Source organism: Bordetella genomosp. 13 (assembly GCF_007679965.1).
Classification (GTDB): Bacteria; Pseudomonadota; Gammaproteobacteria; order Burkholderiales; family Burkholderiaceae_B; genus Bordetella.
On record NZ_VEHL01000003.1, the window covers coordinates 407,877 to 433,252 of the forward strand.

Sequence of the window (25,376 nt, forward strand, 5' to 3'; positions counted from 1 at the left end):
CGGGACGTTTTGGATCAGCCTGAAAAATCTCCGTACATTTGCTGACGCGACCTTGCGCTAGAGTAGCCTGCACGTTTGGATTGCCGCCGTCCTAGGCCATATGGCCATATTGCGGCGCGCGGCGCCGAAGGTCAGATTATTCGAACAAGACAATGGGAACGGCGCCGCCACGACGCAGGCGCCGTACGGAAGGAGACACCATGAGGGCATGCGCCCAGGCATGCGCATCGCCGCGGCGGCCATCGGCGCCGCCGCGTGCGTTCGCGCGTGCCCATTCCGTATTCCCGGCGTCCGTTTTTCCCACCGAGACGACAAGAGGAAGACATGCGCAAGAACCATGGAAGACGCGGGTCCTATGGGCAAGCCAGGAATGTGGTGCTGGCGGGGGTCGTGGCGCTGCTGGCCGCCGGGTGCGGCGGCAGCGACGATGACGACGACGAACAGACGACGCCGCCACCCGCCGGCCGATCCCTGTCGATGACGACGGTGTCGTCGCCGCCGGAATACGTCAGCGGCGGCGACGCGCTGGTGCAGGTGCAGCTGCCGGACGGCGTCTCGGGGCCGCCCACCGTCACCCTGAACGGCAACAACGTCTCGCGGGCCTTCGCCGACCAGGGCCAGGGCCGCTGGCAGGGCCTGGTCGAGGGGATCGACCTGGGCGACAACACGTTGGAAGCCAAGGCGGGAGATGCCTCGGGCACGCTGACCGTGACCGGCTATCCCATCACGGGCCCCATGCTGTCGGGGCCGCACCAGCGCCCGTTCGTCTGCACGCTGACGACCTTCGGCCGCCTGGGTGGCGGCACGCTGGACGGTCCGCTGGATGCCGATTGCTCGGCCAATACGCGCATCGACTATTTCTACCGCAGGACCGGCGGCGGTAATGCGCGCTGGAACAACCCGACCACGCATCCCGCCGACATGAGCTATCTGACCATCGACGCGGGCAAGCCGACCGAGCGCCGCGTGGCGTATCTGGTGCGGCTGGAGACCGGCACGATCAACCGCGGTATCTATCAGTCGGCCATGCTGCACGATCCGCTGGTCGACGGCCCCATCGGCCCGAACAAGCATTCGGCCGGCTGGAACGGCAAGCTGATCTACCCGCTGGGCGGCGGCTGCCAGGGCGGCTGGTATACGCAGGGCGACACCTTCGGTTCGCTGATCAACGACGAGTGGATGCAGCGCGGCTATGCGGCGGTCACGTCCACGCTGAACATCTTCGGCTCGAACTGCAACGACCTGCTGTCGTCGGAAACCGTGGCCATGACCAAGGAGCGATTCATCGAGGCCTACGGCGTGCCCACCTATACCATCGGCACGGGCGGCTCCGGCGGGGCGTACCAGAGCTTCCAGACCTCGGACAACTATCCCGGCCTGTTCGACGGCATCATCGTCAACTCGGTGTTCCCGGACGTGACCTCGGCCACGCTGTTCAAGGTGTTCGACTCGCGGCTGCTGCAGAACTACTTCACGCGGCCGGGGGGGCTGGCCTACAGCGACGACAAGAAGAAAGCCATCTCGGGCTATCTGCAGGTCGGCAACATCGCCGCGATGAGCGGCAGCGCCGGGCGCCTGGACCCGCTGGTGTCCTTCCCCGCCAGCTTCCCCGCCGAGCTGAAGTACAACCCGGCCACCAATCCCACCGGGTCGCGCGCCACGGTGTACGACCACACCGTCAACGTGTACGGCAAGGACGAGCGCGGCTTCGCCCTGCGGCCCATCGACAACGTCGGCGTGCAGTACGGCCTGCAGGCGTTCAACTCGGGCGCGATCACGGCCGACGAGTTCCTGGACCTGAACCAGAACATCGGCGGCCTGGACGCCGACTTGAAGCCCACGGCGCAGCGCACCACCGGCGACCTGCCGGCGATCCGGCGCGCCTACCAGTCAGGCCGCATCACCAACGGTGGCGGCGGGCTGGCGGGCACGGCGATCCTGGAGCGGCGCGATTATTTCGACAACGCGGTCGCGGGCGACATCCACAACAAGATCCACTCGTACTCGGTGCGCGAACGGCTGAAGAAGGCCAACGGCAGCTTCGACAACCACGTCATGCTCGGACCGGGCACGGTGCCGGTCAACCTGTTCGACATCATGGATACGTGGCTGATGGCGGCCGTGGACGGAGATCCGGAAACGAGCAAGTCCGAGCGCATCATCGGCGCCAAGCCGGCCGACCTGGTCGACGCGTGCTGGGACGCGGGCGGCGCCAAGATCGAGGAACCGTCCACGCCCTCGGGCGGCGGCCAGTGCAATACGCTCTATCCAGCCGGCACCACGCCGCGCATGGTGGCGGGCGGGCCGTTGGCCGACGACATCGTCAAGTGCCAGTTGAAGCCGATCGATCCCGCGGACTATGCGGTCGTGCTGACCGGACCGCAACTGACGCGCCTTCAGGGCATCTTCCCGGAAGGGGTGTGCGACTGGAGCAAGCCGGGCGTGGAACAGCAGGGGCTGCAGGGCACGTGGCTGTCGTTCGGGCCGTCGACGAAGAAGCAGGTGTTCGACGTGAGCAAGCCGTAGAAAGCGCGCCGTTGTGAATGAACCGACCCCCGAAAGTTGGACGTGGATCCAACCTCCGGGGGTCAGTTCAGGACGCGGCGCGTTTTCTTGGGATACGGATCGGGCCTTCAGCCTGCCTGGCCACCCGCCAGGCAGCTTTGCAGGGCGCGGTTGTAGCTTTCCACGCCCACGCCGGTGGTCCACGCCGACTGGTTGGCCGGGTCGTAGCCGCTGTAGTTCACGGCGTAACGCTGGCACTGGGCCTGATCGGGCGCGTTCGACACGGTACGCGGGGCGGCGGCGGGCTGCCGGGCCTGGGGTTGCGTGTGTTGCGGGTGCTGGTACTGCTGCTGCTGATATTGCGGCTGAGGGGCGGGCGGCGGCGTGTACACCGGCGCCTGGGCCCGCGGCAAGGGTGCGCCCACGTCCGCGGGCGGGTTGTAGCCGCTTTCCGGCACCGAGTACGCGGTGGGCGGGGGCGAGGTGTAGTAGTAGCCGGTCTCGGGCTGCGCGTAGGACGGCTGCGTGTACGAATACGAACCCGACGGCGGATAGTCTGGCGTATCGTCGTTGGCCGCGGCCAGCACCAGGCCCGTGGCCACCAGCGCCAGCGCGCCGCCGATCCACCAGCCATCGGAACTGCCGCCACCGCCGTGATAGCGATGGCCATAGCCGCCGCCGTGATGGCTCCAGCCGCCGCCATGGCGGCCACCGCCCCAGGCGCCGTGGCCGCCGCGATCGGCGAGGGCGGGGGTAGCCAGGGAAACCAGCAAGGCCGCGATGGCGGTGCGGCAAAGAATTCGAGAGGTGCGCATGATCAGGCTCCTGTGCCGGGGCGGCTGCGCCATGCGCGTCCAGCCCGGCTGATGACCCACTTTACCGCGCCTGCAGGGGCCTGTACCGCCTGCGTCGTGTAAAGGTAATGCAATGCGTTTCAGGCCCGGGGCAGTCGGCCTCGGGTAGCATGGCGGACGCGGCCGCCTGGCTGGTTCGGGCGTTCCGGCCCCGATAACTTGCCAGTCGCGCCTGCAGCGAACACGATGTGCGCAGCACGAAGGAACACCCATGACCGCCGCTCTCCAGACACCCACCCTGACCCTGCGCCAGGCCACCGAGGACGACCTGGCCTACCTGCTGGACCTGCGCCGGCGCACCATGGGGCCGCACGTGCGCCAGGCCGGCTTGCCGGACGACGACCAGGCGCATCTGGTGCGGCTGCGCCTGCATTGGGACGCGGCCCGGGTGATCCTGCTGGACGGCCGGCCCGCGGGCCTGTTCAAGGCCTTTCGCGAACCGGATCACTGGTACGTGCAGCAGGTGCAGGTGGACCCTGCCTGGCAGGGCCACGGCGTGGGCGCGCGCGTGTTGGGCGAGCTGCTGGCGGCGGCCGACCGGGACGGGCTGGCGGTGCGGCTGTCGGTCCTGCACGCCAATCCGGCGCGTCGCCTGTACGAACGGCTGGGCTTTCGCATCGCGTAAACGACCGAGTCCGAATACGTGATGCAGCGCGACGCGCGCGCCGCGTAAACGGGAGGGGCAACGGCGCTTCGTGCGCGCCAGGTCCAAGCCATCCGTCCGGGCCGTCCAGCCCCGTGCCGCATTCGCGCTTCCGATATCATGGCGATGGCGCCGGCCACAGGCTGGCCCGCCGGCCCGCGGTGCGCGCCGGCAGCCTCATCACAGCCGATCTCACCTATGCGACTGCTACTGGCGATTTTCCTGCCCTTCATGGTCTTCTTCACGATCGGCCGCCCGATCGCCGGCGTCATCTGCCTGATCCTGCAGATCACGGTGATCGGCTGGATTCCGGCGGCGCTGTGGGCCGTCTACGCGCTCAGCCAGTACAACACCGACAGGAAAATCCGCGAGGCGTCCGCCGGCCGCTGATCCGTACCGGGCGGGCGCATCCAGGCGCCCGCGATTGCGGTTGTCCGGGAATGCGGCGCGGCGTCGATCGTGCCGCAGCCCGGAGGTTGGGGCATACAACCCCGAACCCGGCCCCGAGCCTAAGCTGCGCGTCCGTCGTACTGCCGGACCGCAATCTTCGACAGGTCCAGGCCGTCCAGGCAACGCAGGTTGATCGCCGCCATGGCCGTGCCGTCGGGCATCGCGCCTTCGCCGTACGGATGGATGCCGCACGTCTTGCAGAACTGGTGCTTGATGACGTGCTTGTTGAAGGTGTAGGTGCCGATGGCGTCGGGCGCGGCGCGCACGTGCAGCGCCTGGCGCGGCACGAACCACATCAGCGCGCCCTTGCGCGTGCACATCGAGCAATTGCATTCCATCGCGCCCTGGATGTCGCCGCTGACCTCGAACGAGATCGCGCCGCAGTGACAGCTGCCTTGGTAGTCCATGTCGCTTCTCCTGGGTGGTGCGCGGGGCGTCAGGCCGCCGCGCCGGAATCGGAAGGCGCCGCGAGGCCGCGCGTGCGCACCAGCGCCAGGGCCAGCACGCCGCCCAGCGCGGCGAAGGCCGCGCCCACGCCGAAGGCCAGTTGATAGCCCGCATTCAAAGCCGCCGCCTGCGCGGCGCCGCCGGCCAGCGCCTGGCCGGTGCGCGCCGAGGCCAGGCTGGCCAGCACGGCCAGGCCCAGCGAGCCGCCCATCATGAAGGCGGTGTTCACTACGCCCGAGGCCAGCCCCGATTCGTGGGTGTCGACGTCGCTCATGGCCGCCAGCAGCAGGGGATTGAAGGCGATGCCGCCGCCCAGGCCCAGCAGCAGCATGCCCGGCAGCACGTCCAGCGCGAAGCCACCGTCGGCCGGCGCGCGCGCGAACAGCAGCAGCCCCAGGGCCGCCAGCAGCAGCCCGCCGGCCAAGGGCAGGCGGATGCCCAGCCGCATTACCAGCCGGGCCGACAGGCCCAGCGAGAACACGGCCATGACCAGGTTGGCCGGCAGGAAGGCCAGGCCCACGCCCATGGCGTCGTAGCCCAGCACCAGTTGCAGGTACAGCGCCGAGATGAAGAACCAGGCGAACAGGCCGGCGGCCCACAGCACGCCGATCAGGTTGGCGGCCGCCACGTTGCGCAGGCGGAACAGCGACAGCGGCATCAGCGGCGCCTGCACGCGCGATTCGATCATCAGGAAGGCCGCGAACAGCACGGCGGCCGCGGCCAGGAGGCCGATGGATTGCGCGGACGTCCAGCCGGCCTCGTTGCCGCCCACCACGGCGTAGACGGCCAGCATCAGCGCGGCGGTGATGGTGACCGCGCCGCCCACGTCCAGCCGCGCGCCCGCCGCCTGGCCCTGGCCGCGCGGCAGCAGCATGACGCACATCGCATACACGGCCATGCCGATGGGCAGGTTTACCAGGAAGATCCAGTGCCAGCTGAGGGAGCTGGTGAGCAGGCCCCCCAGCAGCACGCCGATGCTGCCGCCGCCCGCGCAGACGAAACCGTATACCCCCATGGCCTTGGCGCGCTCGGCGGGCTCGGTGAACAGCGTCATGATCAGCGACAGCGACACCGCCGACACCACCGCGCCGCCCAGGCCCTGTACGGCGCGGGCGGCCACCAGCACGTGCTGCGAATTGGCCAGGCCGCAAGCCAGCGAGGCCAGGGTGAACAGCGTGAGGCCCGCCAGGAATACGCGGCGATGGCCCAGCAGGTCGCCCAGCCGCCCGCCCAGCAGCAGGAAGCCGCCGAAGGTGAGCATGTAGGCATTGACCACCCAGACCAGCGAGGTCTCGGTGAAACGCAGGTCGTCGCGGATGGAGGGCAGGGCCACGTTGACGATGGTCGTGTCCAGCACGATCATCAGTACACCCAGGCACAGGACGGTCAGCGCCCACCAGCGTTTGCGGCCTTCGATGCCGTGCGTCATGCAGGTCTCCGTGGGGCCTGTCGACGGGCCCTGATACGGCGCGCCGTCGATCGGCCATGCGCCTGGCAGCATTAGACGGGCGTCGATCCCGAAAGGCAACCCGCCGGCGGACGACGGGGACGCCATCCCCGGGGCGCTTTCATGTCATCATTCCGGCATGGCCGAGATTCCTCTCTTCCCGCTCTCCAACGCGCTGTTTCCGGCTGGCGTGCTGCACCTGCGCATCTTCGAGGTGCGCTACCTCGACATGATCCGGCGCTGCCTGGCCGACGGCACGGAATTCGGCGTGGTGGTGCTGCTGGCCGGCAACGAGGTGCGCACGCCCGAGGGCAGCGAGACGCTGGCCACGGTCGGCACCATGGCGCGCATCGTGCAGTGCGACGCGCCCATGCCCGCCTTGCTGGAAGTGGCCTGCGCGGGCACCACGCGATTTCGCCTGGTGTCGGCGAAGCGGGCGCAGTACGGACTGTGGCTGGGGCAGGCCGAGCCCTTGCCCCAGCCGCCCGAGGCCGAGGTGCCGCACGACCTGCAGCCCAGCGCCGACGCGCTGGGCCAGCTGATCGCCGGCATGCAGCGCGACGGCGTGCCGGCGGCGTCCATGCCGCTGGCGCCGCCGTTCCGGCTGGACGAATGCGGCTGGGTGGCCGACCGCTGGGCCGAGCTGCTGCAGCTGCGGCCGGCCGAGAAGGCGCGGCTGCTGGGCCTGGACGATCCCGTGGCGCGGCTGCGTGCCATCCAGGACGCCCTGCAGGGCCTGTCGCCGGCGCCGGACGACGACGCGGCCTGAGCCTTCCCGCGCGGCGTCTGCACGCGTGGGGCCTGAACGATGACTTTGCTGGACTATGACGACGATACGTATCGAAGAAGAACTGCGCGCCTATATCGAGCCGCTGACCCCGGACGAGTACGCCACGCTGGAGCGCAGCCTGCTGGCCGAGGGCTGCCGCGACGCGCTCGTGTTGTGGGGCGACCTGCTGGTCGACGGCCACAACCGCTACGAGATCTGCACGCGCCACGGCATTGCCTATGGCACCGTGCAGAACGAGCATTTCCGTAGCATGGACGACGTGCGGCTGTGGATGATCGAGAACCACCTGGGCCGCCGCAGCGTGTCGGATTTCCAGCGCGGCGTGCTGGTGCTGCGCAAGAAGGAGATCCTGGAGATGCGGGCGCGGCAGGCGTCCGCGCAGCCGGATGGCGCTTCGGCCGAGCCCGCTGTCGCGGCGCCGGGCGGCGAGCCCCCGGCGCCCTGGGATGAGGGCGAAGGTCCCGCGCCCGCTTCCCGTGCCTTGCAGGCCGCGCGCACGGCCGCCGCCGTGCCGGTGCCGTCGCGCCAGGCCATGGCGCGCGAGGCGCGCCTGAGCAGCATCGCGCTGGGACAGATCGAGAAGATCCGGCGCCAGGCGGCGCCCGAGGTGCTGCGCGCGGTGCAATCGGGCGGCCTGTCCATCAACGCGGCCGCCGCCGTGTCCGGCCTGCCGCCGGAACGCCAGGCCGCGGCGGCCGAGGGCGGCCCCAAATCCCTGCGCGAGGCAGCGCGCGAAGCCCGCGCCATGGCGGCCGCCGCCAGGCCGCTGCCCGAGCCGCCGGAACCGCCGCCGCTGCCCGCGAACGCCGAGGAATATCCCGAGGCCCTGACCCGGCTGGCCCAGCGCGTGGCCGAGCTGACGCAGGAGCGCGATGCGCTGAAGAAGAAAGTGGCGCAGCTGACGGTGGCGCTGTCGCAGGCGCGGCGGGGCGAGGCGCAGTCGTAGGCGCGCTTCCGTGCGCCCCGCGGGCCGGGCCGCTACCCTGGCCGGCTGCGGCGTTCCGCTACCCCGCCCGGCGCAACCTTCCCACGTCCCGCAGCGGCGGCGCGCCGTACAGGCGGCTGTACTCCCGGCTGAACTGCGAGGCGCTTTCGTAGCCCACGCGGTGCGCCGCCGTGCCGGCGTCCAGCATGTCGGCCAGCATCAGCCGGCGCGCCTCGTGCAGGCGCAGCTGCTTCTGGTACTGCAGCGGGCTCATCGCGGTCAGCGACTTGAAGTGGTGATGCAGCGACGAGGCGCTCATGTTCACGCGCTGCGCCAGGTCCTCGATGCGCAGCGGCGCGCAGTAGTTGCGCTTGAGCCAGTCGATGGCCCGGGAAATCTGGTTCATCGCGCCGCAGTCCATCACGATGTGGCACAGCCGGTGGCCCAGTTCGCCCTTTAGCAGGCGGTAGTGGATCTCGCGCTCGACCAGCGGCGCCAGCACCGGGATGTCGTCGGGCGTGTCGAGCAGGCGGGCCAGGCGCAGCAGGGGTTCGGCCAGGTCCTGTTCCATGGGCGCGGTGGCCATGCCGCGCGGCGCCTGTGCACCCTCGGCGCGGCCGGCGTCGCCCATCTGCGTCATCAGGTCGGCGATGCGCTGCGTGTCCAGGTCCAGCGCCATCGACAGATACGGCGTGCCGCTGCTGGCCAGCGTGACGCGCGAGGCGATCGGCAGGTCGACCGAGGTCAGAAGATAGCGCGCGGGGGTGTATTCGTGCACCTCGTTGCCCAGTTCCACGCGCTTGGCGCCCTGCGCCAGCACGCCCAGCGCGGGGCGGTACACGCCGTGCGTCTTCTCGGCCGGCGCCGAGGCGCGGTGGAAAGTCAGGCCCGGCACCGCCGTGGCGTACGAGCCGTCGTCCGGCGTATGGCGGGCGATCACGGCCGCCAGTTCCTGCAGGGCGGGCACGGCGGGAGGCTGTGCGGCGGGCAGCCGCAGGGTGGCGAGTTCGGCGCTCATGATCGGGTCGCTTCGTGCGGGGCCTGCCGCGGCTGCCCCGGCGGGGGCGGCGCGTCGGGCGGGATGGCGGAATTGTCCGCCCTGGAAGGGGATACGCCAAGGGCGGCGCAGAACGGCAGGGCATGCAGGCGCCGCGCCACGGCGGCATACAGGGCATTGCCGACGGCCGGCGCGATGGCGGCGCAGGCCATGTCGGCGGCGCCGCCGGCCGGCGCCTCGGACGAGGGCAGGACGTGCACGTCGACCACCGGCATCTCGTCCATGCGCAGTACCGGGAAATCGTGGAAGTTGCCTTGCTGCACCGCGCCGTCCTTCAGCGTGATGGCGCCGTGCAGGCAGCCGGCCAGCCCGAAGCCGATGCCGCTTTCCACCTGGGCGCGCACCACGTCGGGATTGATGGGCACGCCGCCGTCGACCGCGCACACCACGCGGTCGACCTTGATGCGGCCGGGGCGCACCGTCAGCTCGGCCACCAGCGCCATGGCGCCGCCGGCGCAGGCATGCAGGGCGATCCCACGTCCGCGCGGCGCGTCCGGCGCGCCGCCCGGCAGCGGCTGGCCCCAGGACGATTCCCGCGCCGCCCGCGCCAGCACGCGCCGCAGGCGCGGATGCGCGGACAACAGCGCGTCGCGGTAGGCCACCGGGTCCTGGCCGGCCGCGTGGGCCGCCTCGTCGATCAAGGTTTCGGCCGCGAACACCGCGTGGGTCGCATCGTCGGCCCGCCACGGCGCCGGCATGCCGGCCTCGCGCGGCGCGTGCTGCTCGATGCGCAGGTGGGCGACGGCGTAGGGCACGCCGGCGTGGGTGGCGGCCCAGGCGGGATCGGCCTTCGCCGATGGCGCAGCCAGGGATGCGCCCACCATGCGGGCGTGCCAGGCGGTCGGTTTGCCGGCGGCATCCAGGGCCAGCCGGGCGCGCTGCAGGCGCATCGGCCGGCAGTGCCCGCCGCGCATGTCGTCCTCGCGCGTCCAGACCTGTTTGATGGGCGCGTCCAGCCCCGCGCGGCGCGCCGCCCGGGCGATGGCCACGGCCTCGATCAGGGCGCCGGCCTGCGAGGCGCCGCGTCGGCCGAAGGCGTCCGCCGCGTGCAGCGCGGTCAGGGCGACGCCGCCCACCGGCAGCTTCAGGTAACGGGCGATGGCCAACTGGTCCGCGGCCTGGACGGGCTCGCCGCTCCAGATGTCGCAGCGGCGGTCCTCCAGGCGCACCAGGCAGCTCAGGGGCTCCATGGCCGCCCGGGCCAGGCAAGGCAGATGGAAATCGGCCTCGATGACGCGGGCCGCGGCGGCGAAGGCGGCCTCGACCTCGCCGCGCTGGACCACGACGTCGCCTGCCCGCTGCGCGGCCGCAAGGTGGCCGGCCAGCATCTGGTCGCTGTTGGCCGTATCTGCCTGGCTGTCGTCCCAGCGGACCCGCAGGGCATCGCGGCCGATGTGCGCGGACCAGGTGTCATCCGCCAGCACCGCCACCAGGGCCGGATGCTGCGGCGTGGCCGCGACCTCGACCACGGCGCGCACGCCGGGCAGCGCGCGGGCCGCCTGGCCGTCATAGCTCGCCAGCCGGGCGCCGGGGCGCGGCGGACGCGCCGCCAGGGCGACCAGCATGCCGGGCAGCTTGAAGTCCTGCGCGAACACCGCGGTGCCGTTGGTCTTGGCCGGATTGTCGGCGCGGCCCACGCCTTCCTTGCCGATCAGGCGGAAGTCGGCGGACGGCTTCAGCGCGGAGTCCTGCGGCGCGGGCAGGGTGGCCGCCGCGGCGGCCAGGTGGCCGATGCCGGCCTGGCGCTGGCTGCCCGGGTGCCGCACGATGCCTTCATGCACGACGATTTCCTCGGCGGGTACGCGCCATTGCTGCGCGGCGGCCGACACAAGCATGGCGCGCGCCGCGGCGCCGGCACGCCGCAGGGGCAGGTACGACTCGGCCATGGCGGCCCCGCGCGAGGCGGCGGGCGGGATGTGCGTGCCTTCCACGCGCACCTGGCGCCAGTCGGCGTCCAGTTCCTCGGCCACCAGCGTGGCCAGGCCCGCGTGCACGTCCTGGTCGACTTCCATGTGCCGCGCCAGCACGGTCACCCAGCCGTCCGTGCCGACGCGCACGAAGGCGTTGGGCGAGAAGGCTGCCGTCACCTGGCGGGCATTGGCTGCCGCGGCGGCGCGCGCGCCGGCCGGGCCGATGCTCAGGCCCAGCACCAGGCCGCCCGCCGCCGGCATGAAGCGGCGGCGGCTGACGTTGTGGATGGGGTGTTCCGGCAAGACGACATAGCTGTCCATGCGCGCTCCTGATGCCAATGAGAAAAGTCCGCCGAATGCGGGTACAGGGCCTTGCGGGGTGCCGCCGTCGCGGCCGGGCGGTTTGTCGCGCCGTCAGGCCAGGGCGGCGGCGGCGTGGTGGATGGCGGCCCGGATGCGCACGTAGGTGGCGCAACGGCACAGGTTGCCGCGCATGGCCTGGTCGATCTGCGCGTCGCTGGGATGGGGATGGCGGCGCAGCAGGCCGACCGCCGACATGATCTGGCCGGACTGGCAGAAACCGCATTGCGCCACGTCCAGTTCGCGCCAGGCGTTCTGCACGGCTTGCCCAACCCTGTCGGCGCCCACGCCCTCGATGGTGACGATGCGCTGGCCGCAGACGGCCGAGGCGGGCGTGACGCACGAATGGATGGGCTGGCCGTCGGCATGGACGGTGCAGGCGCCGCAGTGCCCCGCGCCGCAGCCGTACTTGGTGCCGGTAAGGTCGGCGGCGTCACGCAGGGCCCACAGCAGCGGCATCTGCGCGGGCACGTCCAGCGAGGTCGTCCTGCCGTTGAGATCGAGGGTGAGCATGGCGGATTTCCTGTTTCCTGAAAGCGGCCGTTCGGTTGGAACGGTCCGGATAGGATAGGAAATCCGCGTGTTGCACCGCAATGCCGATTACTGCGCGATTCTTGCCTGATCCTGCCAGGCCCGGCTTGCGAAGAGGAAGACGCGGCGTCAGCCGCAGCGCAGCGCGTCGATGGCGCCGCTGGTGTTCAGGATGACGTTGATGCGGCTCTCGTCGTATTCCATGGTCATGACCTGGCCGGGCTTGAGCACCCGCACGTTCTTGGAGCCCGAGCCGCTGCGCACCGACTGTCCCACGCTGTCGGAATAGGACTGGCCCACCATGTTCTGGACCCGCTGGGAGTCGCAGACCTGCCGGGGGGCGCCGGCACCGGAACCGCTGGTGGGAGCGCTGTAGCTCGGCGTGCTGGACGCCGACTGGCCCGAGGATGAGGCCGTCGTGCCGCTGGTGCCTTGCGTGCCGGGGGTGCCGCAGGCGGCCAGGCCGGCCAGCAGGGCGACGGAAATCAGTTTCCGGATCATGGGGAGAGCTCCTTCGTCGTACTGGGGTGAAACCGAATCGTCATCATAAGGGAAGGACGACGGCCCGGCGCTCCCGCCCACGCCCCGGGTGTTACCTTTCGCGACGCGCGTTAGCGACGTGCGTTAGCGACGCGCGTGGCTGACGGTTGTCAGCGAGCCGCCGCGCGGCGCGCCCGCACCGCGGCCGCCAGCTCGTCCAGCACCGGCCCGGTCTGGGCCCAGCCCAGGCAGGCGTCGGTGATGGACACGCCATGGCGCAGCGGCACGCCCGGCTTCTGGTCCTGCCGGCCGCCTTCCAGGTGGCTCTCGATCATCACGCCGACGATGCGGCGGTCGCCCGAGGAAATCTGGCCGGCCAGGTCGCGCGCCACGTCCACCTGGCGCTCGTGCGACTTGTTGGAGTTGGCGTGCGAGCAGTCGACCATGACCTGGGCGGGCAGCCCGGCCTTCTGCAGCGCGGCGCAGCAGGCGTCGATGCTGGCGCGGTCGTAGTTGGTTCCTTGCTTGCCGCCGCGCAGGATGATGTGCGTGTCGTCGTTACCGCGGGTTTCGAAGATGGCCGCCATGCCCATCTTGGTCATGCCCATGAAGGCATGGCTGGCGCGCGACGCCACGATGGCGTCGGCCGCCACCTGGATGCCGCCGTCGGTGCCATTCTTGAAGCCCAGCGGGCAGCTCAGGCCCGAGGCCAGCTGGCGATGGCTCTGGCTCTCGGTGGTGCGCGCCCCGATGGCGCCCCAGGCCACCAGGTCGGCGATGAACTGCGGGCTGAGCAGATCCAGGAATTCGGTGCCCACCGGCAGGCCCAGGCCGCCGATCTCCAGCAGCAGTTCGCGCGCGCGGCGCAGGCCCTCATTGATGCGGAAGCTGCCGTCCAGGCGCGGATCGTTGATGTAGCCCTTCCAGCCCACGGTGGTGCGCGGTTTCTCGAAGTAGACCCGCATCACGATCAGCAGGTCCTGCGACAGCGCGTCGGCCGCCTGCTTCAGGTGGCGCGCGTACTCCATGGCCTGGCCATGGTCGTGGATGGAACAGGGCCCCACCACGGCGATCAGGCGGTCGTCGCGGCCGTGCAGCACGTCGGCGATGCGGGCGCGCCCGTCCTCGACCTGGGCCAGCAGCGCGTCCGACACCGGCAGCTCGTCCAGCAGCAGCGCGGGCGAGATCAGCGGGCGCACGGCCCCGATGCGCACGTCGTCGATGCGGGTGGTGTCCTGGGTGGCGTCGGCTTGGCCGACTTCGTGGTCGCGGGTGGGGTCGTCGATACGGGTCACGGCTATGTCTCCGGCGCGCGGCGCGCGCGCATCCCGGGGATTATCGCATTGCACGGGCGGCCGGGCGCGGGTGCCCGCCAACGGAAACGCAAGGGCGGGCCCGTCGCCGAGGTGGTTTGAAAACCTCGGCTGCGGCTCAGCGCCGCGAATCCAGCGCCAGCCGCACCGCCAGGCCCGCCAGCACGGTCCCCATCAGCCAGCGCTGCGCGGCCAGCCACAGCGGGCGGCGCGACAGGAAGCCGGCGATGCTGCCGGCCGTGACGGCGATCAGGCCGTTGACGCAGATGCTGATGGTGACCTGCGTGAAGCCCAGCGTCAGCGCCTGGCCCAGCACGCTGCCGCGCTCGGGGTCGATGAACTGCGGCAGCAGCGACACGTAGAACATGGCGATCTTGGGATTGAGCAGGCTGGTGACCAGGCCCATGCCGAACAGCTGCCGCACGCTGCTGTGCGGCAGCTTGCGCACCTCGAAGGGCGAGTGGCCGCCGCTGCGCACCGCCTGCCAGGCCAGGTACAGCAGGTAGGCCGCGCCGCCGATGCGCAGCGCGTCGTAGGCATAGGGCACCGACAGCAGCAGGGCGGTCAGGCCGAAGCCTGTGCAAAGTACGTAGAACATGAAGCCCAGCGCCACGCCGCACAGCGACACCAGGCCCGCGCGGCGGCCCTGCGACAGCGAGCGCGACACCAGGTAGATCATGTTGGGGCCGGGCGTGAGCACGAGGCCGAACGCCAGCAGGGCGAAGGTCAGCAGGGTGGTGGTGTCGGGCATGATGGCGAAGCGGGTAAGGGCAAGACAGGAAAGATAGCCGCGATCTGTATCGGCCGGGGCCGGCGACCTGTTTCGGCGGGACGACGGTGGTTCCCGGCGCGGCCGGCAGCGTCCCGGGTACGCGCCGGAACGCTGCCGGCGTGCCGTCAGGCCACCGCGGTGCGCATGGTGACGAATTCCTCGGCGGCCGTGGGATGGATGCCGATGGTCTCGTCGAAGACCTGCTTGGTGGCGCCCGCCTTCAGCGCCACGGCCAGGCCCTGCACGATCTCGCCCGCGTCCGGACCCACCATGTGGCAGCCCAGCACGCGGTCGGTGTCGGCGTCCACCACCAGCTTCATCAGGCTCTTTTCCTGCGAGCCGGTCAGCGTCAGCTTCATGGGACGGAAGCGGCTTTCGAACAGGCGCACCTTGTGGCCGGCCGCCTGCGCCTGCTCGGTCGTCAGGCCCACCGTGCCGATGTTGGGCAGGCTGAACACGGCGGTGGGGATCAGGCTGTAGTCGACCTTGCGGTATTCCTCGGGGCGGAACAGGCGGCGCGCGATGGCCATGCCTTCGGCCAGCGCCACGGGCGTCAGCGGCACGCGGTTGATGACGTCGCCCAGCGCGTAGATGGAGGGCTCGGCGGTGCGGTACTCCTCGTCGACCATGATGAAGCCCTGCGTGTCGAGCTCGACGCCGGTGTTCTCCAGGCCCAGGCCGTCGGTCATGGCGCGGCGGCCGGTCGCGTAGAACACGCAATCGGTGTCGATGTGCTCGCCCGTCCTCAGCGTGACGCGCAGCGAGCCGTCTTCCTGGCGGTCGATGCGCGCCGGGTCGGCGTTGAAGCGCAGGTCCAGGCCCTTCTTGCACAGCTCGTCGCGCAGGTGCTCGCGGATGCCGCCGTCGAAGCCGCGCAGGAACAGTTCGCCGCGGTACAGCTGCGTGACCTGCGCGCCCATGCCGTGGAAGATCGAGGCGAACTCCACCGCGATGTAGCCGCCGCCCACCACCACCACGCGGCGCGGCAGTTCCTTCAGGAAGAAGGCTTCGTTCGAGGTGGTGACGTGCTCCTTGCCCGGCAGATCGGGCACCATGGGCCAGCTGCCGGTGCCGATGAGGATGTTGGCGGCGGTGTGGCGGCGGCCGTTCACCTCGACGGTATGCGGGTCGATGATGCGGGCATGGCCTTCGTGCAGCGTCACGCCGCTGTTGACCAGCAGGTTGCGGTAGATGCCGTTCAGGCGCTCGATCTCGCGGTTCTTGTTGGCGATCAGCGTGGTCCAGTCGAACGAGGCGCGGTCCAGCGTCCAGCCGAAGCCGGGGGCGTTCTCGAAGTCGTCGGCGTACGACGAGCCGTACACCAGCAGTTTCTTGGGCACGCAGCCCACGTTGACGCAGGTGCCGCCCAGGTAGCGGCTCTCGGCCACCGCCACGCGCGCGCCGTAGCCGGCCGCGAAGCGCGAGGCGCGCACGCCGCCCGAACCGGCGCCGATGACATACAGGTCGAAATCGAAATCCATGGTGTTCCTTCCGGCGCTGCGGCGCCGTGATGCGTGATTGTTCTGCAAGACGTATCAGACCTGCGTATTAAACCGCGTTTCCCGCTGGCTGCCTGCGGGCGGAGGGCGCCAGCTCGCGCGGATGACCGCCGGGCGGCAGCCGGATGGGATATAAAGAGCGCTGCGGCCCGGGCGGGCCGTCCCGGGATGTGGCGGCCTGCGCGCGCGTCCTGCGCGGACGGCCCGCCGGCGGGCCGGATCCCATGACCGCCGCGACGGAGCAGCATGCAGACGGAAGACAGTTTTTTCGGGTCCCTCGGGGCCTTCCTGGGCGGAGTCATCCGCGCCATCGTCGACGCCTTGCAGGCGGTATTCGGCGGCCTGGGCACCGCGCTGGCCGAGTTCTTCGCGGGCATGGCGCGGGCGCTGGGCATGGGGCCGTCGGTCTTCAATTTCGCGCTGTTGCTGCTGGGCCTGCTGCTGCTGTGGACGGCGCTGCGCGCGTTCATGCGGCGTTCCATCATCGCCGGCATCTTCTGGCTGTTCCTGGCCCTGCTGTTGCTGGGCGCGCTGATCGGAGGGGGCTGAGGGCGGCAGCGCCCGCGGCCCGTGCACAATGATCTACCGGCTGCTGGCGGACCTGACCCTCGCGGTGCACGCGGGATTCGTGCTGTTCGTGGCGCTGGGCGGCCTGCTCGCGCTGCGCTGGCCGCGCGTGGCGTGGCTGCACCTGCCCGCCGCCGCCTGGGGGGCGGGCATCATGTTCGCCGGGGCCATCTGTCCGCTGACCTACCTGGAAAACCACTTCCGCGTGCTGGCCGGACAGCAGGGCTATCCGGACGGCTTCATCGCGCACTACCTGCTGGGCTTCGTCTATCCGCAGGGCATCACGCGCGGCGCGCAGGCCGTGCTGGGGGCGTTGGTGCTGGGGGTGAACGCGACGGTGTACGCCGTGGTGTGGCGACGGCGGCGGCGGGCGCGTTAGGCGGTCCATCCCTGGCGAGGGCCCTGTCCGGCCAGGGCGGCGGCGCACGCGATGCGCATCCCGCGAGGCGCGTTGTTGCGAGCGGGGCGGCCGGGCCCTGCGCCGGGCGGCCTCAGCGGGCCGGCGGGCCGAACAGCGCGGCCTGGCCTTGCGGCGAACCGAACATCCTCTTGCCGTCGTGTCCCACGCCGGGCACGGTCACCACCCGCTGCGCCAGCCCGTCGGGATGGCGGGCCCGCAGATAACGGTAGTAGGCCTGGCCACGCGCCAGCCGCCAGGCGCCCTGGGCCTCGGCCTCGCAGCCCTTGTCCAGCGCCGGATGGCGGGGATCGGTGTCCTGCTCGCCCAGCAGGTAGGTGACGTCGCGTTGCGCATAGCGGCGTTCCAGCGCGGCGGCATCGGCCTGGCCGGCATAGGGCGGCAGATCGCGCATGCCGTATTTCCAGGTATCGAAGCCGGGGCAGGCCTGTGCGTCGACCGGCCGCGGCCGGTCGGCGCTGAAGTACGCATACGACGAGGGATTGGCCACCACGTAGCGCAGCGCGATGCCGGCGTCCGCCAGGGCCTGGCCGCCCTGGCCCAGCACGGCATAGCGCTGCACCACCTGGCCGCCGCCCGAATGCCCGGCGATGACCACCTCGCGCAGGTTGGGCAGGCGCGCGCGGTCGGCCAGGCGGGCGAGGATGGCGTCGAACACCGCGAAGCTGCTGATCGGCGCCGGCCCCTGGGCGGGCAGCCCGCTCATCCAGCCGCGCGGTGTCCAGCGCAGCAGCGTATCGGACAGTCCGTGGCGCGCCACGTCGGACGTGGCCAGGAACTGTGGCGCGATCAGCAGGGTGTCCCCTGCGGCGCCGGCGGCGCGCGCGGCCTGCCTGCCGCCGTCGAAGTACGTGACGGCGTTGCGCAGCTTGCCGTGCACGATGATGACGGCACGCCGGATCTCGGGATGCGGCTGGTTCCAGTCGGCGGAGAGCTGCAGCGCGGCCGTTCCGCGTCCCTGCGGACCGTCGACGTCCAGGCGGCCGGGGGCGATGCGGCCCACGCCGTCGGCGTGAGCGGCGCCGATGAGGGCGCACAGGAGGGTATTGCTCATCAGGAGGCGGGCGTGACGCATGCGCAGGTCCGGTGACGAAGGGCCGCGCGGGATGCGCGGCGTGCAGCCGATCTTATGGCCTCGCGGCTGACCGCGCGCCGTATCGATGCGCGCGGGAAACGCGTTGAAACCGGGACGCACGGAAATGATCCGCCGGATCAGGCGTCGTCCCGGCCCGCCCGCGCGATCACCGCCGCGAGCTGCCGCACCAGCGGATCGATGCACTCGACCGGCGTATTGCCATAGCCCAGCACCAAGCCGTTGTCCGGCGCGCCGCCGTCCAGCGCGAAGCCCGACAGCGGCGCCGGCGCCATGCCCAGCGCCTGCGCCGCCAGCGCGATGCGGCGGTCGGCATGGCGCGCGGGCAGGCGCACGGTCAGGTGCAGGCCGCAGTATCCGCCCAGCACTTCATGCGGCACGGCCAGGTGCCGCGCCAGCGCCGCGCGCAGGGCCTGTTGCCGATGGCGGTACAGGCGCCGCATGCGTCCCAGGTGGCGCGCGAACTGGCCGCTGTCGATGAAATCGGCCAGGGCCAGTTGCGCATGCCGATGGCCGCCGCGCAGCAGTTCGCCCAGCGCGGCCCGGGCCGGCCGCGCGATGGCAGCGGGCAGTACGGCGAAACCCAGCCGCAGCGCCGGAAACATCGTCTTGCTGAACGTGCCCACGTAGAGCACCGGCGCGTCGGGCACCATGCCCTGCATCGCGGCGATGGGCTCGCCCTGGTGGCGGAACTCGCTGTCGTAGTCGTCCTCGATGATCCACGTGTCGTGCGCGGCGGCGCGCGCGATCAGGTCGAGCCGCCGCGCGGCGCTCAGCACCGCGCCCGTGGGGTATTGATGCGAAGGGCTGACGTAGATCAGGCGGGGCGGCGCGTCGCGCCACAGCGCGTGGCCGGCGGCCAGGCCTTCGGCGTCGACGGGCACGGGCACCACCCGCAGGTCCGCCGCGAGGAAGGCGCTGCGGGCGCCGCGGTAGCCCGGGTTCTCGATCCAGCCGGTCTCGCCCGGGTCGGCCAGCAGGCGCACGCACAGGCTGATGGCCTGCTGCGCGCCGTCGGTGACGACCACTTGGTCCGGCGTGCAGCGCACGCCGCGCGACACGCCCAGGTGGGCCGCGATGGCGGCGCGCAGCGCGGGTTCGCCGGCGGGCGGGCCATAGCCCAATGCGGCGGCCGGCGCGGCGCGCAGGGCGCGGTCCAGCGAGCGCCGCCACGCGGACACCGGAAAGCGCGCCAGGGCAGGCGTGCCGGGACGCAGCGGCAGGCCGCTCTCGCCCGCGGCGAAGGCGGGGGCCAGCGTGGCCACCCGCGCGGCCAGGCGCGGCGCCGTGGCCATGCCGTCGCGCGACGCCGCGGGGGAATGGCTGTCGTGCGGACGCGGCGCGCGTGCACCGCCGTCGTCCGGCGATCCGGCGCTGGGCGTGCCGCGCCCCTGGGCGATGGCCGTCGAGGCAGCGGACGCGGCCGCGTCGTCTGGCGTCCCGGGCGTCCCGGGCGTCCTGGGCGCGGCCAACTGCGCCACTCGGGTGCCTTGTCGGTCGGCCTGCACGTAGCCCTCGGCGGCAAGGTGTTCGTAGGCGATCAGCACGGTATTGCGCGAGATGCCCAGTTGCGCGGCCAGTTCGCGCGACGCGGGCAGGCGCGCGCCGGGCGGCAGGCGCCCGTCCATGATCGCGAGCTTCAGGCGTTGCAGCACCTGGCGCTGCAGCGGTCCCGCGGCGGCGGCGGGCTGCAGCGGCGCATCCAGCAGGGCGGGTGACGGCATTCTGGCTCCATGATTCATGCTTGGCGTGGCGCTTTTCACCATGCCACGCGGGGCCTTATCGTACCCCCGATGGCCGCCGGCAGGCGGCGGCCCGCACCCGGAAACCAAGATGTCCGCCACCCCCTCGACCAATGAATACGGCCAGCCCATCGGCGCGCCGCTGCCCGACTGGCAACCTCGGCCGCTGCCGCCGCGCACGCCCATCCAGGGCCGCCTGTGCCGGCTCGAGCCGCTGGATGCCGCGCGTCACGGCGACGACCTGGCAGAGACCTTCAGCCAGGCGCCCGACGGACGCGGCTGGACCTATCTGTTCAAGGGCCCGTTCTTTTCCCGGGCCGAGCATCTGGACTATGTCGCGCAGCAGGCCGCCAGTCCGGACACGCTGCATCACGCCGTGGTGGACCAGCTCACCGGCAGGGCCGTGGGCACGCTGGCGCTGATGCGCATGGACCCCGCCCATGGCGTGATCGAGGTGGGCCACGTGAGCTTCTCGCCGGTGCTGCAGCGCACGGCGCTGTCCACCGAGGCGCAGTACCTGCTGATGCGCCGCGTGTTCGACGAACTGGGCTATCGGCGCTACGAATGGAAGTGCGACAGTCTGAACGCCCCGTCGCGCGCCGCCGCGCAGCGGCTGGGCTTCCAGTTCGAGGGCATCTTCCGGCAGGCGGTGGTGTACAAGGGCCGCACCCGCGACACGGCCTGGTTCTCGATCATCGACAGCGAATGGCCCGCGCGCAAGGCGGCGTTCGAGCGCTGGCTGGCGCCGGAGAACTTCGACGACCATGGCGTGCAAAGGCGCCGCCTGGGCGAACTCCCCTGATCCTGGCGGCGCGCACAAATGGGGCCGACACGCCGTGCCGCCTGGCCCCCCCGGTCAGCGGCCGCGCCGCCGCTGCTCGTTCAGCAGTCCCGCGCCGCTGACCAGCAGGATGCCGCCCAGCACCAGCGCGGCGCCGACGGCGAAGCCCGGCGCGATGGGCTCGTGCAGGATCAGCACGCCGAACGCCACGCCAAACAGCGGCGTGGCGAAGGACAGCACCGACAGCCGCGTCGCCAGGTAGCGGCGCAGCAGCCAGAACCACGTCAGCAGGCTGGCCAGCGCCACCACCAGGGTCTGGAACGCCATGCTGGCCACGGCGGGACCGCTCCAGACGGGCGCCGGGTCGCCCGAGGCCGCATGCCAGGCCGTCAGCAGCGCGGCGGCCACGGCCATCTGGTAGAACAGGGTCTTGGTGGGCGCCACGTCGGACAGGGCCGATCCGCGGATGGCCACGGTGGTGGCGCCCCAGGCCAGCCCGGCCAGCAGGGCCAGCAGGTCGCCCAGCAGCATGTCCGGCGCCGACGGCAGCACCGTGTCGCGCTTGCCCAGGAAGGCCACCGCGATGCCGACGAAGGCCAGCAGCACGCCCAGCCACTGCAGCGGCAGCAGGCGTTCCTCGGGCTGGCGCAGATGCAGGCCCAGCGCCGTGAAAATGGGCGCCGTGTACAGGAACACTGCTACGTGCGACGCCGTGGTGTAGCGCAACGCCAGCCCGATCAGCAGGAACTCGGCCGCGAACAGCGTGCCCACCAGCAGCCCCGCGGGCAGCGTGCCGTCGCGCAGCAGCGCCAGGCCTTCGCGGCGCAGCACGAACAGGCCCAGCACGCAGGCCGCGAACACCGAGCGCAAGCCGATCTGCAGCGTGGGCGTGATGTCCGCCGCCACCAGCTTGATCGCGATCTGCTGGAAGGCCCAGCACACGCACAGCAGCAGCATGATGCCGGTGGCGGCCGGGTCCAGCGGACGGCGGGCGACGGGCGGCATGGTCAGGGCAGTTCGGCGGGATAGTTGTCCAGCGCCAGGGCCAGCTGCTGCTCGATGTCCCATTGCGCCAGCTGTGCGCCCACCGCGCCGTAGAAGGTGCCGTCGCGCACCACGAACATCGCGGGCAGGTGGAACACCTCGTAGCGCTCGACCAGGCCGCCGTTGTCGCCGGCGTCGATCCAGCATAGCCGCTGCACGGGCAGGTCGAAGCCGGGCAACTGCTCGCGCGCGACGCGGCAGGTGCCGCAGGTGCGGCTATGGAACACCAGCAGCGAGACGCCCTTGGCGTCCAGCAGGAAGCGGTCGGCGGTGCCGTCGTCCAGGTCGTGTTGCTCGATCATCGTCAGGGTTCGCGCGACAGCCGCGCGTCCAGTTCCAATACGGTTTCGTAGAGCACCCGCGTGCCGTCCAGCAGTTGCGCGGGCTCGATCCATTCCTCGGGGCAATGGCTGCGCCCGTTCAGGCAGGGGATGAAGATCATGCCCATGGGACCGATGTGGGCCATCTGCACCGCATCGTGCCCGGCGCCGCTGGGCAGGCGCATGGAGGCATAGCCCAGCCGATCGGACGCGGCCTGCACGGCGTCCATCACCAGGTCGCTGCACTGGGTGGGCTTCGCGCGCGAGACTTCGTCCCACGCCAGTTCCAGGCGCAGCGCGGCCATGTCGCCCGCCACGCCGTGCGCCAGGTCTTCGACGAAGCTGTCCAGCACGGCCTGGCTGTCGCTGCGCACTTCCAGGATCATGTCCGCGCTGCCGGGCACGGCGTTGGTGGCGTTGGGCGTGACCGCGATGCGGCCGATGGTGGCCACCACGTAGTGCCGCGCGCCCGTCAGTTCGCTGGCGCGGCGGTGCGCGGCGTCGATCACGCGCGCGGCGCCCACCAGCGCATCGCGGCGGATGTCCATGGGCGTGGTGCCCGCATGGTCGGGCTGGCCGGTGACGCGGATGCGCGCCCGGCGGATGCCGACGATGTGCGTGACCACGCCGATGGGCAGTTGGCGCGCCTCAAGCACCGGGCCCTGTTCGATGTGCAGTTCGACGAAGGCCGCCGTGGCGCCGGGCCCGCGCAGGGGCCCGGCCAGCGCGAGGGGATCGCCGCCGATGCGGGCGAGCGCATCTGCCAGGCGCTCGCCGGTGGGATTGGCCTTGGCCAGCATCTGGGCGTCCAGCGTGCCGGCCAGGGCTCGGCTGCCGATGCAGGACACGCCGTCGTAGTCGCTGGGCTCCTCGGACAGGAAGTCGACTACTTCAAATGGATGACGCAGTTGCACGCCCTGTTCGTGTAGCGTGTGGGCTACCTCGATGCCGGCCAGCACGCCGATGATGCCGTCGAACCGCCCGCCGCCGGGCACCGTGTCGCAATGCGATCCGGTAACGATGGGTTTGCGCAGGCCGTCGGCGCCATCGCGCCGGCCCATCAGGTTGCCGCCCGCGTCCTGCGTCGCCGCCAGGCCGGCCGCCGCGAATTCCTCGCGCAGCCACTGCCGCGCGGTGACGAATTGCGGCGAGAAGGCGCGGCGTGTCCAGGGTGCGTCGGGCAGGGTGTGGCGGGACAGGGTTTCGACGCGCGACCACAGTCGGTCGGCGTTCAGCGGCGGAAAGGCAGGCATTGCGCGCAAGGAAGAGGACGGGAAATGGGCAGCCGATTATGTCATAGGGCCCCGCCGCGATCGGCGCGCGGTGACGCATTCGGCGCGGCGCACGTTGCTTTTGCTTGCATTCCCGTTTGGGCTACCCTTGCTGCCCAAGTATGATGATTCGGTTTCAGAGCCCGGCGCCGTGCGTTTCGCGCCGGGCTTGCCTATAAATCCAGGAGATCCCTCATATGATGTCTCGTTCCGCTACCGCCACGGCGCCTTCCATCGACCTCAACGTCCCGTCCTACGTCAAGCACCAGCGGCTGATCTCCTGGGTGACGAACGTGGCCGCGCTGACTCGCCCCGCGCGCGTGGTCTGGTGCGATGGCTCGCAGGAAGAGTACGACCGCCTGTGCGACGAGATGGTGCAGGCCGGCACGCTGCGCCGCCTGAATCCCGCCAAGCGCCCCAATTCGTACCTGGCCTGGTCCGACCCCTCCGACGTGGCCCGCGTCGAGGACCGCACCTTCATCTGTTCCGAGCGCCAGGAAGACGCCGGCCCCACCAACAACTGGGCCGATCCTGACAAGATGCGCGACACGCTGGGCGGCCTGTTCGACGGCGCGATGGAAGGCCGCACCCTGTACGTGGTGCCGTTCTCGATGGGCCCGCTGGGTTCGCCCATCGCCCACATCGGCGTCGAGCTCTCCGACAGCCCCTACGTGGCCGTCAACATGCGCATCATGACCCGCATGGGCCGCGCGGTGTTCGACGTGCTGGGCGACCAGGGCGAGTTCGTGCCCTGCGTGCACAGCGTGGGCGCGCCCCTGCGCGACGGCCAGGCCGACGTGGCCTGGCCCTGCAACGACACCAAGTACATCGTGCATTTTCCGGAGACGCGCGAGATCTGGAGCTACGGCTCGGGCTACGGCGGCAACGCGCTGCTGGGCAAGAAGTGCTTCGCGCTGCGCATCGCCTCGACCATGGGCCGCGACCAGGGCTGGCTGGCCGAACACATGCTGATCCTGGGCGTCACCTCGCCCGAAGGCCGCAAGTTCCACGTGGCCGCCGCCTTCCCGTCTGCCTGCGGCAAGACCAACTTCGCCATGCTGATCCCGCCGCAGGGCATGAACGGCTGGAAGGTCAGCACCATCGGCGACGACATCGCCTGGATCAAGCCCGCCGCCGACGGCCGCCTGTACGCCATCAACCCCGAGGCCGGCTATTTCGGCGTGGCCCCGGGCACCGGCGAGAACACCAACCCCAACGCCATGGCCACCCTGAAGGCCAACGTCATCTTCACCAACGTGGCGCTGACCGACGACGGCGACGTGTGGTGGGAAGGCATGACCGACGAAGCGCCCGCGCACCTGATCGACTGGCAGGGCAAGGACTGGACGCCCGACTCGGGCCGCAAGGCCGCGCACCCCAACGCGCGCTTCACGGTGTCGGCGCAGCAATGCCCGTCGATCGATCCCGACTGGGAGAACCCGAAGGGCGTGGCCATCGACGCCTTCATCTTCGGCGGCCGCCGCTCGACCACGGTGCCGCTGGTGACCGAGGCGCGCAACTGGCGCGAAGGCGTCTACATGGCGGCCACCATGGGTTCGGAGACCACCGCCGCGGCCGCCGGCCAGCAGGGCGTGGTGCGCCGCGATCCCTTCGCCATGCTGCCGTTCTGCGGCTACAACATGAGCGACTACTTCAACCACTGGCTGAAGCTGGGCGACAAGCTGCAGTCCGCCGGCGCCACGCTGCCGCGCATCTATTGCGTGAACTGGTTCCGCAAGGGCCCGGACGGCAAGTTCGTCTGGCCGGGCTATGGCGAGAACATGCGCGTGCTGCGCTGGATCCTGGGCCGCCTGGAAGGCAAGGCCGACGGCAAGGAACAGCTGTTCGGCATTTCGCCCGCCTACGGCGACATCGACTGGACCGGCCTGGACTTCAGCCAGGAGAAGTTCCAGCAGGTGATCTCGGTGGACCTGCCTGCCTGGAAGGACGAACTGGCGCTGCACGACGAGCTGTTCGCGCAGCTGAAGCAGGGCCTGCCGCAGGCACTGCCGGAAACGAAGGCCGAGATCGAGAAACGCCTGGCGGCCTGACGCCGGACGGGACGCGTGGCCGCGTCCCGTTTCCCTTGAAGATGCAAGAAGACGCGGGCCTTTCGGCCCGCTTTTTTTCGTGGACGGCCCGCTCGCGGGGGGCGGT

At 71.1% G+C, this 25,376-nt stretch carries 24 protein-coding genes; 9 read left to right on the forward strand and 15 right to left on the reverse strand.

The annotated features are described in order from the left end of the window. Positions 1-324 precede the first annotated feature (324 nt). Entirely contained in the window at positions 325-2,526 is a 2,202-nt protein-coding gene (locus FS845_RS10585) for a DUF6351 family protein (protein ID WP_144634090.1), read from the forward strand. A gap of 107 nt (positions 2,527-2,633) precedes the next feature. Here the strand turns inward: FS845_RS10585 and FS845_RS10590 are convergent, their stop codons facing one another. Then, the gene (locus FS845_RS10590) at positions 2,634-3,320 is read right to left on the reverse strand and encodes a hypothetical protein (protein WP_144634093.1); all 687 of its coding nucleotides are present in this window, start codon (positions 3,318-3,320) and stop codon (positions 2,634-2,636) included. Positions 3,321-3,570: 250 nt separating this feature from the next. Here FS845_RS10590 and FS845_RS10595 point away from each other — a divergent pair, with 250 nt between their 5' ends. Both FS845_RS10595 and FS845_RS10600 read left to right on the forward strand, forming a co-directional pair. Beyond that, positions 3,571-3,984, forward strand: a complete 414-nt coding sequence (locus tag FS845_RS10595; RefSeq protein ID WP_144634096.1) for a GNAT family N-acetyltransferase — start codon at positions 3,571-3,573, stop codon at positions 3,982-3,984. A 216-nt stretch (positions 3,985-4,200) separates the two neighbouring features. After that, positions 4,201-4,392 carry a YqaE/Pmp3 family membrane protein gene (locus FS845_RS10600; protein WP_144634099.1) on the forward strand — a complete coding sequence of 64 codons (192 nt, stop codon included), beginning with the start codon at positions 4,201-4,203 and terminating at the stop codon, positions 4,390-4,392. A 119-nt stretch (positions 4,393-4,511) separates the two neighbouring features. Here FS845_RS10600 and FS845_RS10605 read toward each other — a convergent pair whose 3' ends face one another. Together FS845_RS10605 and FS845_RS10610 are read right to left on the reverse strand one after the other, a co-directional pair. After that, a complete protein-coding gene (locus FS845_RS10605; protein WP_144634102.1) occupies positions 4,512-4,859 on the reverse strand; it encodes a GFA family protein in 348 nt (115 codons plus the stop codon). Positions 4,860-4,888: 29 nt separating this feature from the next. Further along, positions 4,889-6,328, reverse strand: a complete 1,440-nt coding sequence (locus tag FS845_RS10610) for a DHA2 family efflux MFS transporter permease subunit (protein ID WP_144634105.1) — start codon at positions 6,326-6,328, stop codon at positions 4,889-4,891. 157 nt (positions 6,329-6,485) lie between these two features. Here FS845_RS10610 and FS845_RS10615 point away from each other — a divergent pair, with 157 nt between their 5' ends. Beyond that, positions 6,486-7,115: an LON peptidase substrate-binding domain-containing protein gene (locus FS845_RS10615; RefSeq protein ID WP_144634108.1), complete on the forward strand. Its 630-nt coding sequence runs from the start codon at positions 6,486-6,488 to the stop codon at positions 7,113-7,115. Positions 7,116-7,170: 55 nt separating this feature from the next. Continuing rightward, entirely contained in the window at positions 7,171-8,082 is a 912-nt protein-coding gene (locus FS845_RS10620) for a hypothetical protein (RefSeq protein ID WP_144634111.1), read from the forward strand. A 58-nt stretch (positions 8,083-8,140) separates the two neighbouring features. On the opposite strand, the gene FS845_RS10625 is transcribed toward FS845_RS10620, so the two are convergent. The 7 genes from FS845_RS10625 to gorA all read right to left on the reverse strand — a co-directional run bounded on the left by FS845_RS10625 (position 8,141) and on the right by gorA (position 15,965). After that, positions 8,141-9,079, reverse strand: coding sequence for an AraC family transcriptional regulator (locus FS845_RS10625; RefSeq protein WP_144634114.1), 939 nt, complete (start codon positions 9,077-9,079; stop codon positions 8,141-8,143). Continuing rightward, positions 9,076-11,349 carry a xanthine dehydrogenase family protein molybdopterin-binding subunit gene (locus tag FS845_RS10630; protein ID WP_144634117.1) on the reverse strand — a complete coding sequence of 758 codons (2,274 nt, stop codon included), beginning with the start codon at positions 11,347-11,349 and terminating at the stop codon, positions 9,076-9,078. The genes FS845_RS10625 and FS845_RS10630 overlap by 4 nt, the downstream gene beginning before the upstream one ends. A 93-nt stretch (positions 11,350-11,442) precedes the next feature. Continuing rightward, positions 11,443-11,901: a (2Fe-2S)-binding protein gene (locus FS845_RS10635; RefSeq protein ID WP_144634120.1), complete on the reverse strand. Its 459-nt coding sequence runs from the start codon at positions 11,899-11,901 to the stop codon at positions 11,443-11,445. Between the two features lie 147 nt (positions 11,902-12,048). Further along, positions 12,049-12,420 (reverse strand): I78 family peptidase inhibitor, encoded by a 372-nt coding sequence (locus tag FS845_RS10640; RefSeq protein ID WP_144634123.1) that lies wholly within the window; start codon positions 12,418-12,420, stop codon positions 12,049-12,051. 149 nt (positions 12,421-12,569) lie between these two features. Then, positions 12,570-13,694, reverse strand: a complete 1,125-nt coding sequence (locus FS845_RS10645; RefSeq protein WP_144634126.1) for a 3-deoxy-7-phosphoheptulonate synthase — start codon at positions 13,692-13,694, stop codon at positions 12,570-12,572. Positions 13,695-13,830: 136 nt separating this feature from the next. Then, positions 13,831-14,463, reverse strand: a complete 633-nt coding sequence (locus tag FS845_RS10650) for a LysE family translocator (RefSeq protein WP_144634129.1) — start codon at positions 14,461-14,463, stop codon at positions 13,831-13,833. Between the two features lie 146 nt (positions 14,464-14,609). Then, positions 14,610-15,965, reverse strand: a complete 1,356-nt coding sequence (gorA, locus tag FS845_RS10655) for a glutathione-disulfide reductase (protein WP_144634132.1) — start codon at positions 15,963-15,965, stop codon at positions 14,610-14,612. Positions 15,966-16,229: 264 nt separating this feature from the next. Between gorA and FS845_RS10660 the strand changes: the two genes are divergently transcribed. Both FS845_RS10660 and FS845_RS10665 read left to right on the forward strand, forming a co-directional pair. Then, positions 16,230-16,532, forward strand: coding sequence for a hypothetical protein (locus FS845_RS10660; RefSeq protein ID WP_144634135.1), 303 nt, complete (start codon positions 16,230-16,232; stop codon positions 16,530-16,532). Between the two features lie 28 nt (positions 16,533-16,560). Further along, positions 16,561-16,929, forward strand: a complete 369-nt coding sequence (locus tag FS845_RS10665; RefSeq protein ID WP_144634138.1) for a DUF2784 domain-containing protein — start codon at positions 16,561-16,563, stop codon at positions 16,927-16,929. 112 nt (positions 16,930-17,041) lie between these two features. On the opposite strand, the gene FS845_RS10670 is transcribed toward FS845_RS10665, so the two are convergent. Together FS845_RS10670 and FS845_RS10675 are read right to left on the reverse strand one after the other, a co-directional pair. Then, positions 17,042-18,022, reverse strand: a complete 981-nt coding sequence (locus tag FS845_RS10670; protein ID WP_260986237.1) for an alpha/beta hydrolase — start codon at positions 18,020-18,022, stop codon at positions 17,042-17,044. Positions 18,023-18,180: 158 nt separating this feature from the next. Continuing rightward, the gene (locus FS845_RS10675; protein WP_144634145.1) at positions 18,181-19,827 is read right to left on the reverse strand and encodes a PLP-dependent aminotransferase family protein; all 1,647 of its coding nucleotides are present in this window, start codon (positions 19,825-19,827) and stop codon (positions 18,181-18,183) included. Between the two features lie 67 nt (positions 19,828-19,894). Between FS845_RS10675 and FS845_RS10680 the strand changes: the two genes are divergently transcribed. Next, positions 19,895-20,605: a GNAT family N-acetyltransferase gene (locus FS845_RS10680; protein ID WP_144634148.1), complete on the forward strand. Its 711-nt coding sequence runs from the start codon at positions 19,895-19,897 to the stop codon at positions 20,603-20,605. Between the two features lie 54 nt (positions 20,606-20,659). Here the strand turns inward: FS845_RS10680 and FS845_RS10685 are convergent, their stop codons facing one another. From FS845_RS10685 to FS845_RS10695, 3 genes are read right to left on the reverse strand one after another with little or no spacing between them, the layout of a single operon-like run. Beyond that, complete coding sequence (locus FS845_RS10685) at positions 20,660-21,589, reverse strand: DMT family transporter (protein WP_144634151.1); 930 nt, start codon at positions 21,587-21,589, stop codon at positions 20,660-20,662. Positions 21,590-21,591: 2 nt separating this feature from the next. Further along, entirely contained in the window at positions 21,592-21,930 is a 339-nt protein-coding gene (locus tag FS845_RS10690; protein WP_409929282.1) for a thioredoxin family protein, read from the reverse strand. A 2-nt stretch (positions 21,931-21,932) separates the two neighbouring features. Then, positions 21,933-23,201 (reverse strand): Zn-dependent hydrolase, encoded by a 1,269-nt coding sequence (locus FS845_RS10695; RefSeq protein WP_144634154.1) that lies wholly within the window; start codon positions 23,199-23,201, stop codon positions 21,933-21,935. 218 nt (positions 23,202-23,419) lie between these two features. On the opposite strand from FS845_RS10695, the gene FS845_RS10700 reads away from it, so the two are divergent. After that, entirely contained in the window at positions 23,420-25,270 is a 1,851-nt protein-coding gene (locus FS845_RS10700) for a phosphoenolpyruvate carboxykinase (GTP) (protein WP_144634608.1), read from the forward strand. The last annotated feature ends 106 nt before the right edge of the window (positions 25,271-25,376 follow it).

What these genes read in the sequence shown, in the direction of transcription:
- FS845_RS10585 (WP_144634090.1), top strand. Translation starts at nt 325, where the DNA reads ATGCGCAAGAACCATGGAAGACGCGGGTCCTATGGGCAAGCCAGGAAT.
- FS845_RS10590 (WP_144634093.1), bottom strand. Translation starts at nt 3,320, where the DNA reads ATGCGCACCTCTCGAATTCTTTGCCGCACCGCCATCGCGGCCTTGCTG.
- FS845_RS10595 (WP_144634096.1), top strand. Translation starts at nt 3,571, where the DNA reads ATGACCGCCGCTCTCCAGACACCCACCCTGACCCTGCGCCAGGCCACC.
- FS845_RS10600 (WP_144634099.1), top strand. Translation starts at nt 4,201, where the DNA reads ATGCGACTGCTACTGGCGATTTTCCTGCCCTTCATGGTCTTCTTCACG.
- FS845_RS10605 (WP_144634102.1), bottom strand. Translation starts at nt 4,859, where the DNA reads ATGGACTACCAAGGCAGCTGTCACTGCGGCGCGATCTCGTTCGAGGTC.
- FS845_RS10610 (WP_144634105.1), bottom strand. Translation starts at nt 6,328, where the DNA reads ATGACGCACGGCATCGAAGGCCGCAAACGCTGGTGGGCGCTGACCGTC.
- FS845_RS10615 (WP_144634108.1), top strand. Translation starts at nt 6,486, where the DNA reads ATGGCCGAGATTCCTCTCTTCCCGCTCTCCAACGCGCTGTTTCCGGCT.
- FS845_RS10620 (WP_144634111.1), top strand. Translation starts at nt 7,171, where the DNA reads ATGACGACGATACGTATCGAAGAAGAACTGCGCGCCTATATCGAGCCG.
- FS845_RS10625 (WP_144634114.1), bottom strand. Translation starts at nt 9,079, where the DNA reads ATGAGCGCCGAACTCGCCACCCTGCGGCTGCCCGCCGCACAGCCTCCC.
- FS845_RS10630 (WP_144634117.1), bottom strand. Translation starts at nt 11,349, where the DNA reads ATGGACAGCTATGTCGTCTTGCCGGAACACCCCATCCACAACGTCAGC.
- FS845_RS10635 (WP_144634120.1), bottom strand. Translation starts at nt 11,901, where the DNA reads ATGCTCACCCTCGATCTCAACGGCAGGACGACCTCGCTGGACGTGCCC.
- FS845_RS10640 (WP_144634123.1), bottom strand. Translation starts at nt 12,420, where the DNA reads ATGATCCGGAAACTGATTTCCGTCGCCCTGCTGGCCGGCCTGGCCGCC.
- FS845_RS10650 (WP_144634129.1), bottom strand. Translation starts at nt 14,463, where the DNA reads ATGCCCGACACCACCACCCTGCTGACCTTCGCCCTGCTGGCGTTCGGC.
- gorA (WP_144634132.1), bottom strand. Translation starts at nt 15,965, where the DNA reads ATGGATTTCGATTTCGACCTGTATGTCATCGGCGCCGGTTCGGGCGGC.
- FS845_RS10660 (WP_144634135.1), top strand. Translation starts at nt 16,230, where the DNA reads ATGCAGACGGAAGACAGTTTTTTCGGGTCCCTCGGGGCCTTCCTGGGC.
- FS845_RS10665 (WP_144634138.1), top strand. Translation starts at nt 16,561, where the DNA reads ATGATCTACCGGCTGCTGGCGGACCTGACCCTCGCGGTGCACGCGGGA.
- FS845_RS10670 (WP_260986237.1), bottom strand. Translation starts at nt 18,022, where the DNA reads ATGAGCAATACCCTCCTGTGCGCCCTCATCGGCGCCGCTCACGCCGAC.
- FS845_RS10675 (WP_144634145.1), bottom strand. Translation starts at nt 19,827, where the DNA reads ATGGTGAAAAGCGCCACGCCAAGCATGAATCATGGAGCCAGAATGCCG.
- FS845_RS10680 (WP_144634148.1), top strand. Translation starts at nt 19,895, where the DNA reads ATGTCCGCCACCCCCTCGACCAATGAATACGGCCAGCCCATCGGCGCG.
- FS845_RS10685 (WP_144634151.1), bottom strand. Translation starts at nt 21,589, where the DNA reads ATGCCGCCCGTCGCCCGCCGTCCGCTGGACCCGGCCGCCACCGGCATC.
- FS845_RS10690 (WP_409929282.1), bottom strand. Translation starts at nt 21,930, where the DNA reads ATGATCGAGCAACACGACCTGGACGACGGCACCGCCGACCGCTTCCTG.
- FS845_RS10695 (WP_144634154.1), bottom strand. Translation starts at nt 23,201, where the DNA reads ATGCCTGCCTTTCCGCCGCTGAACGCCGACCGACTGTGGTCGCGCGTC.
- FS845_RS10700 (WP_144634608.1), top strand. Translation starts at nt 23,420, where the DNA reads ATGTCTCGTTCCGCTACCGCCACGGCGCCTTCCATCGACCTCAACGTC.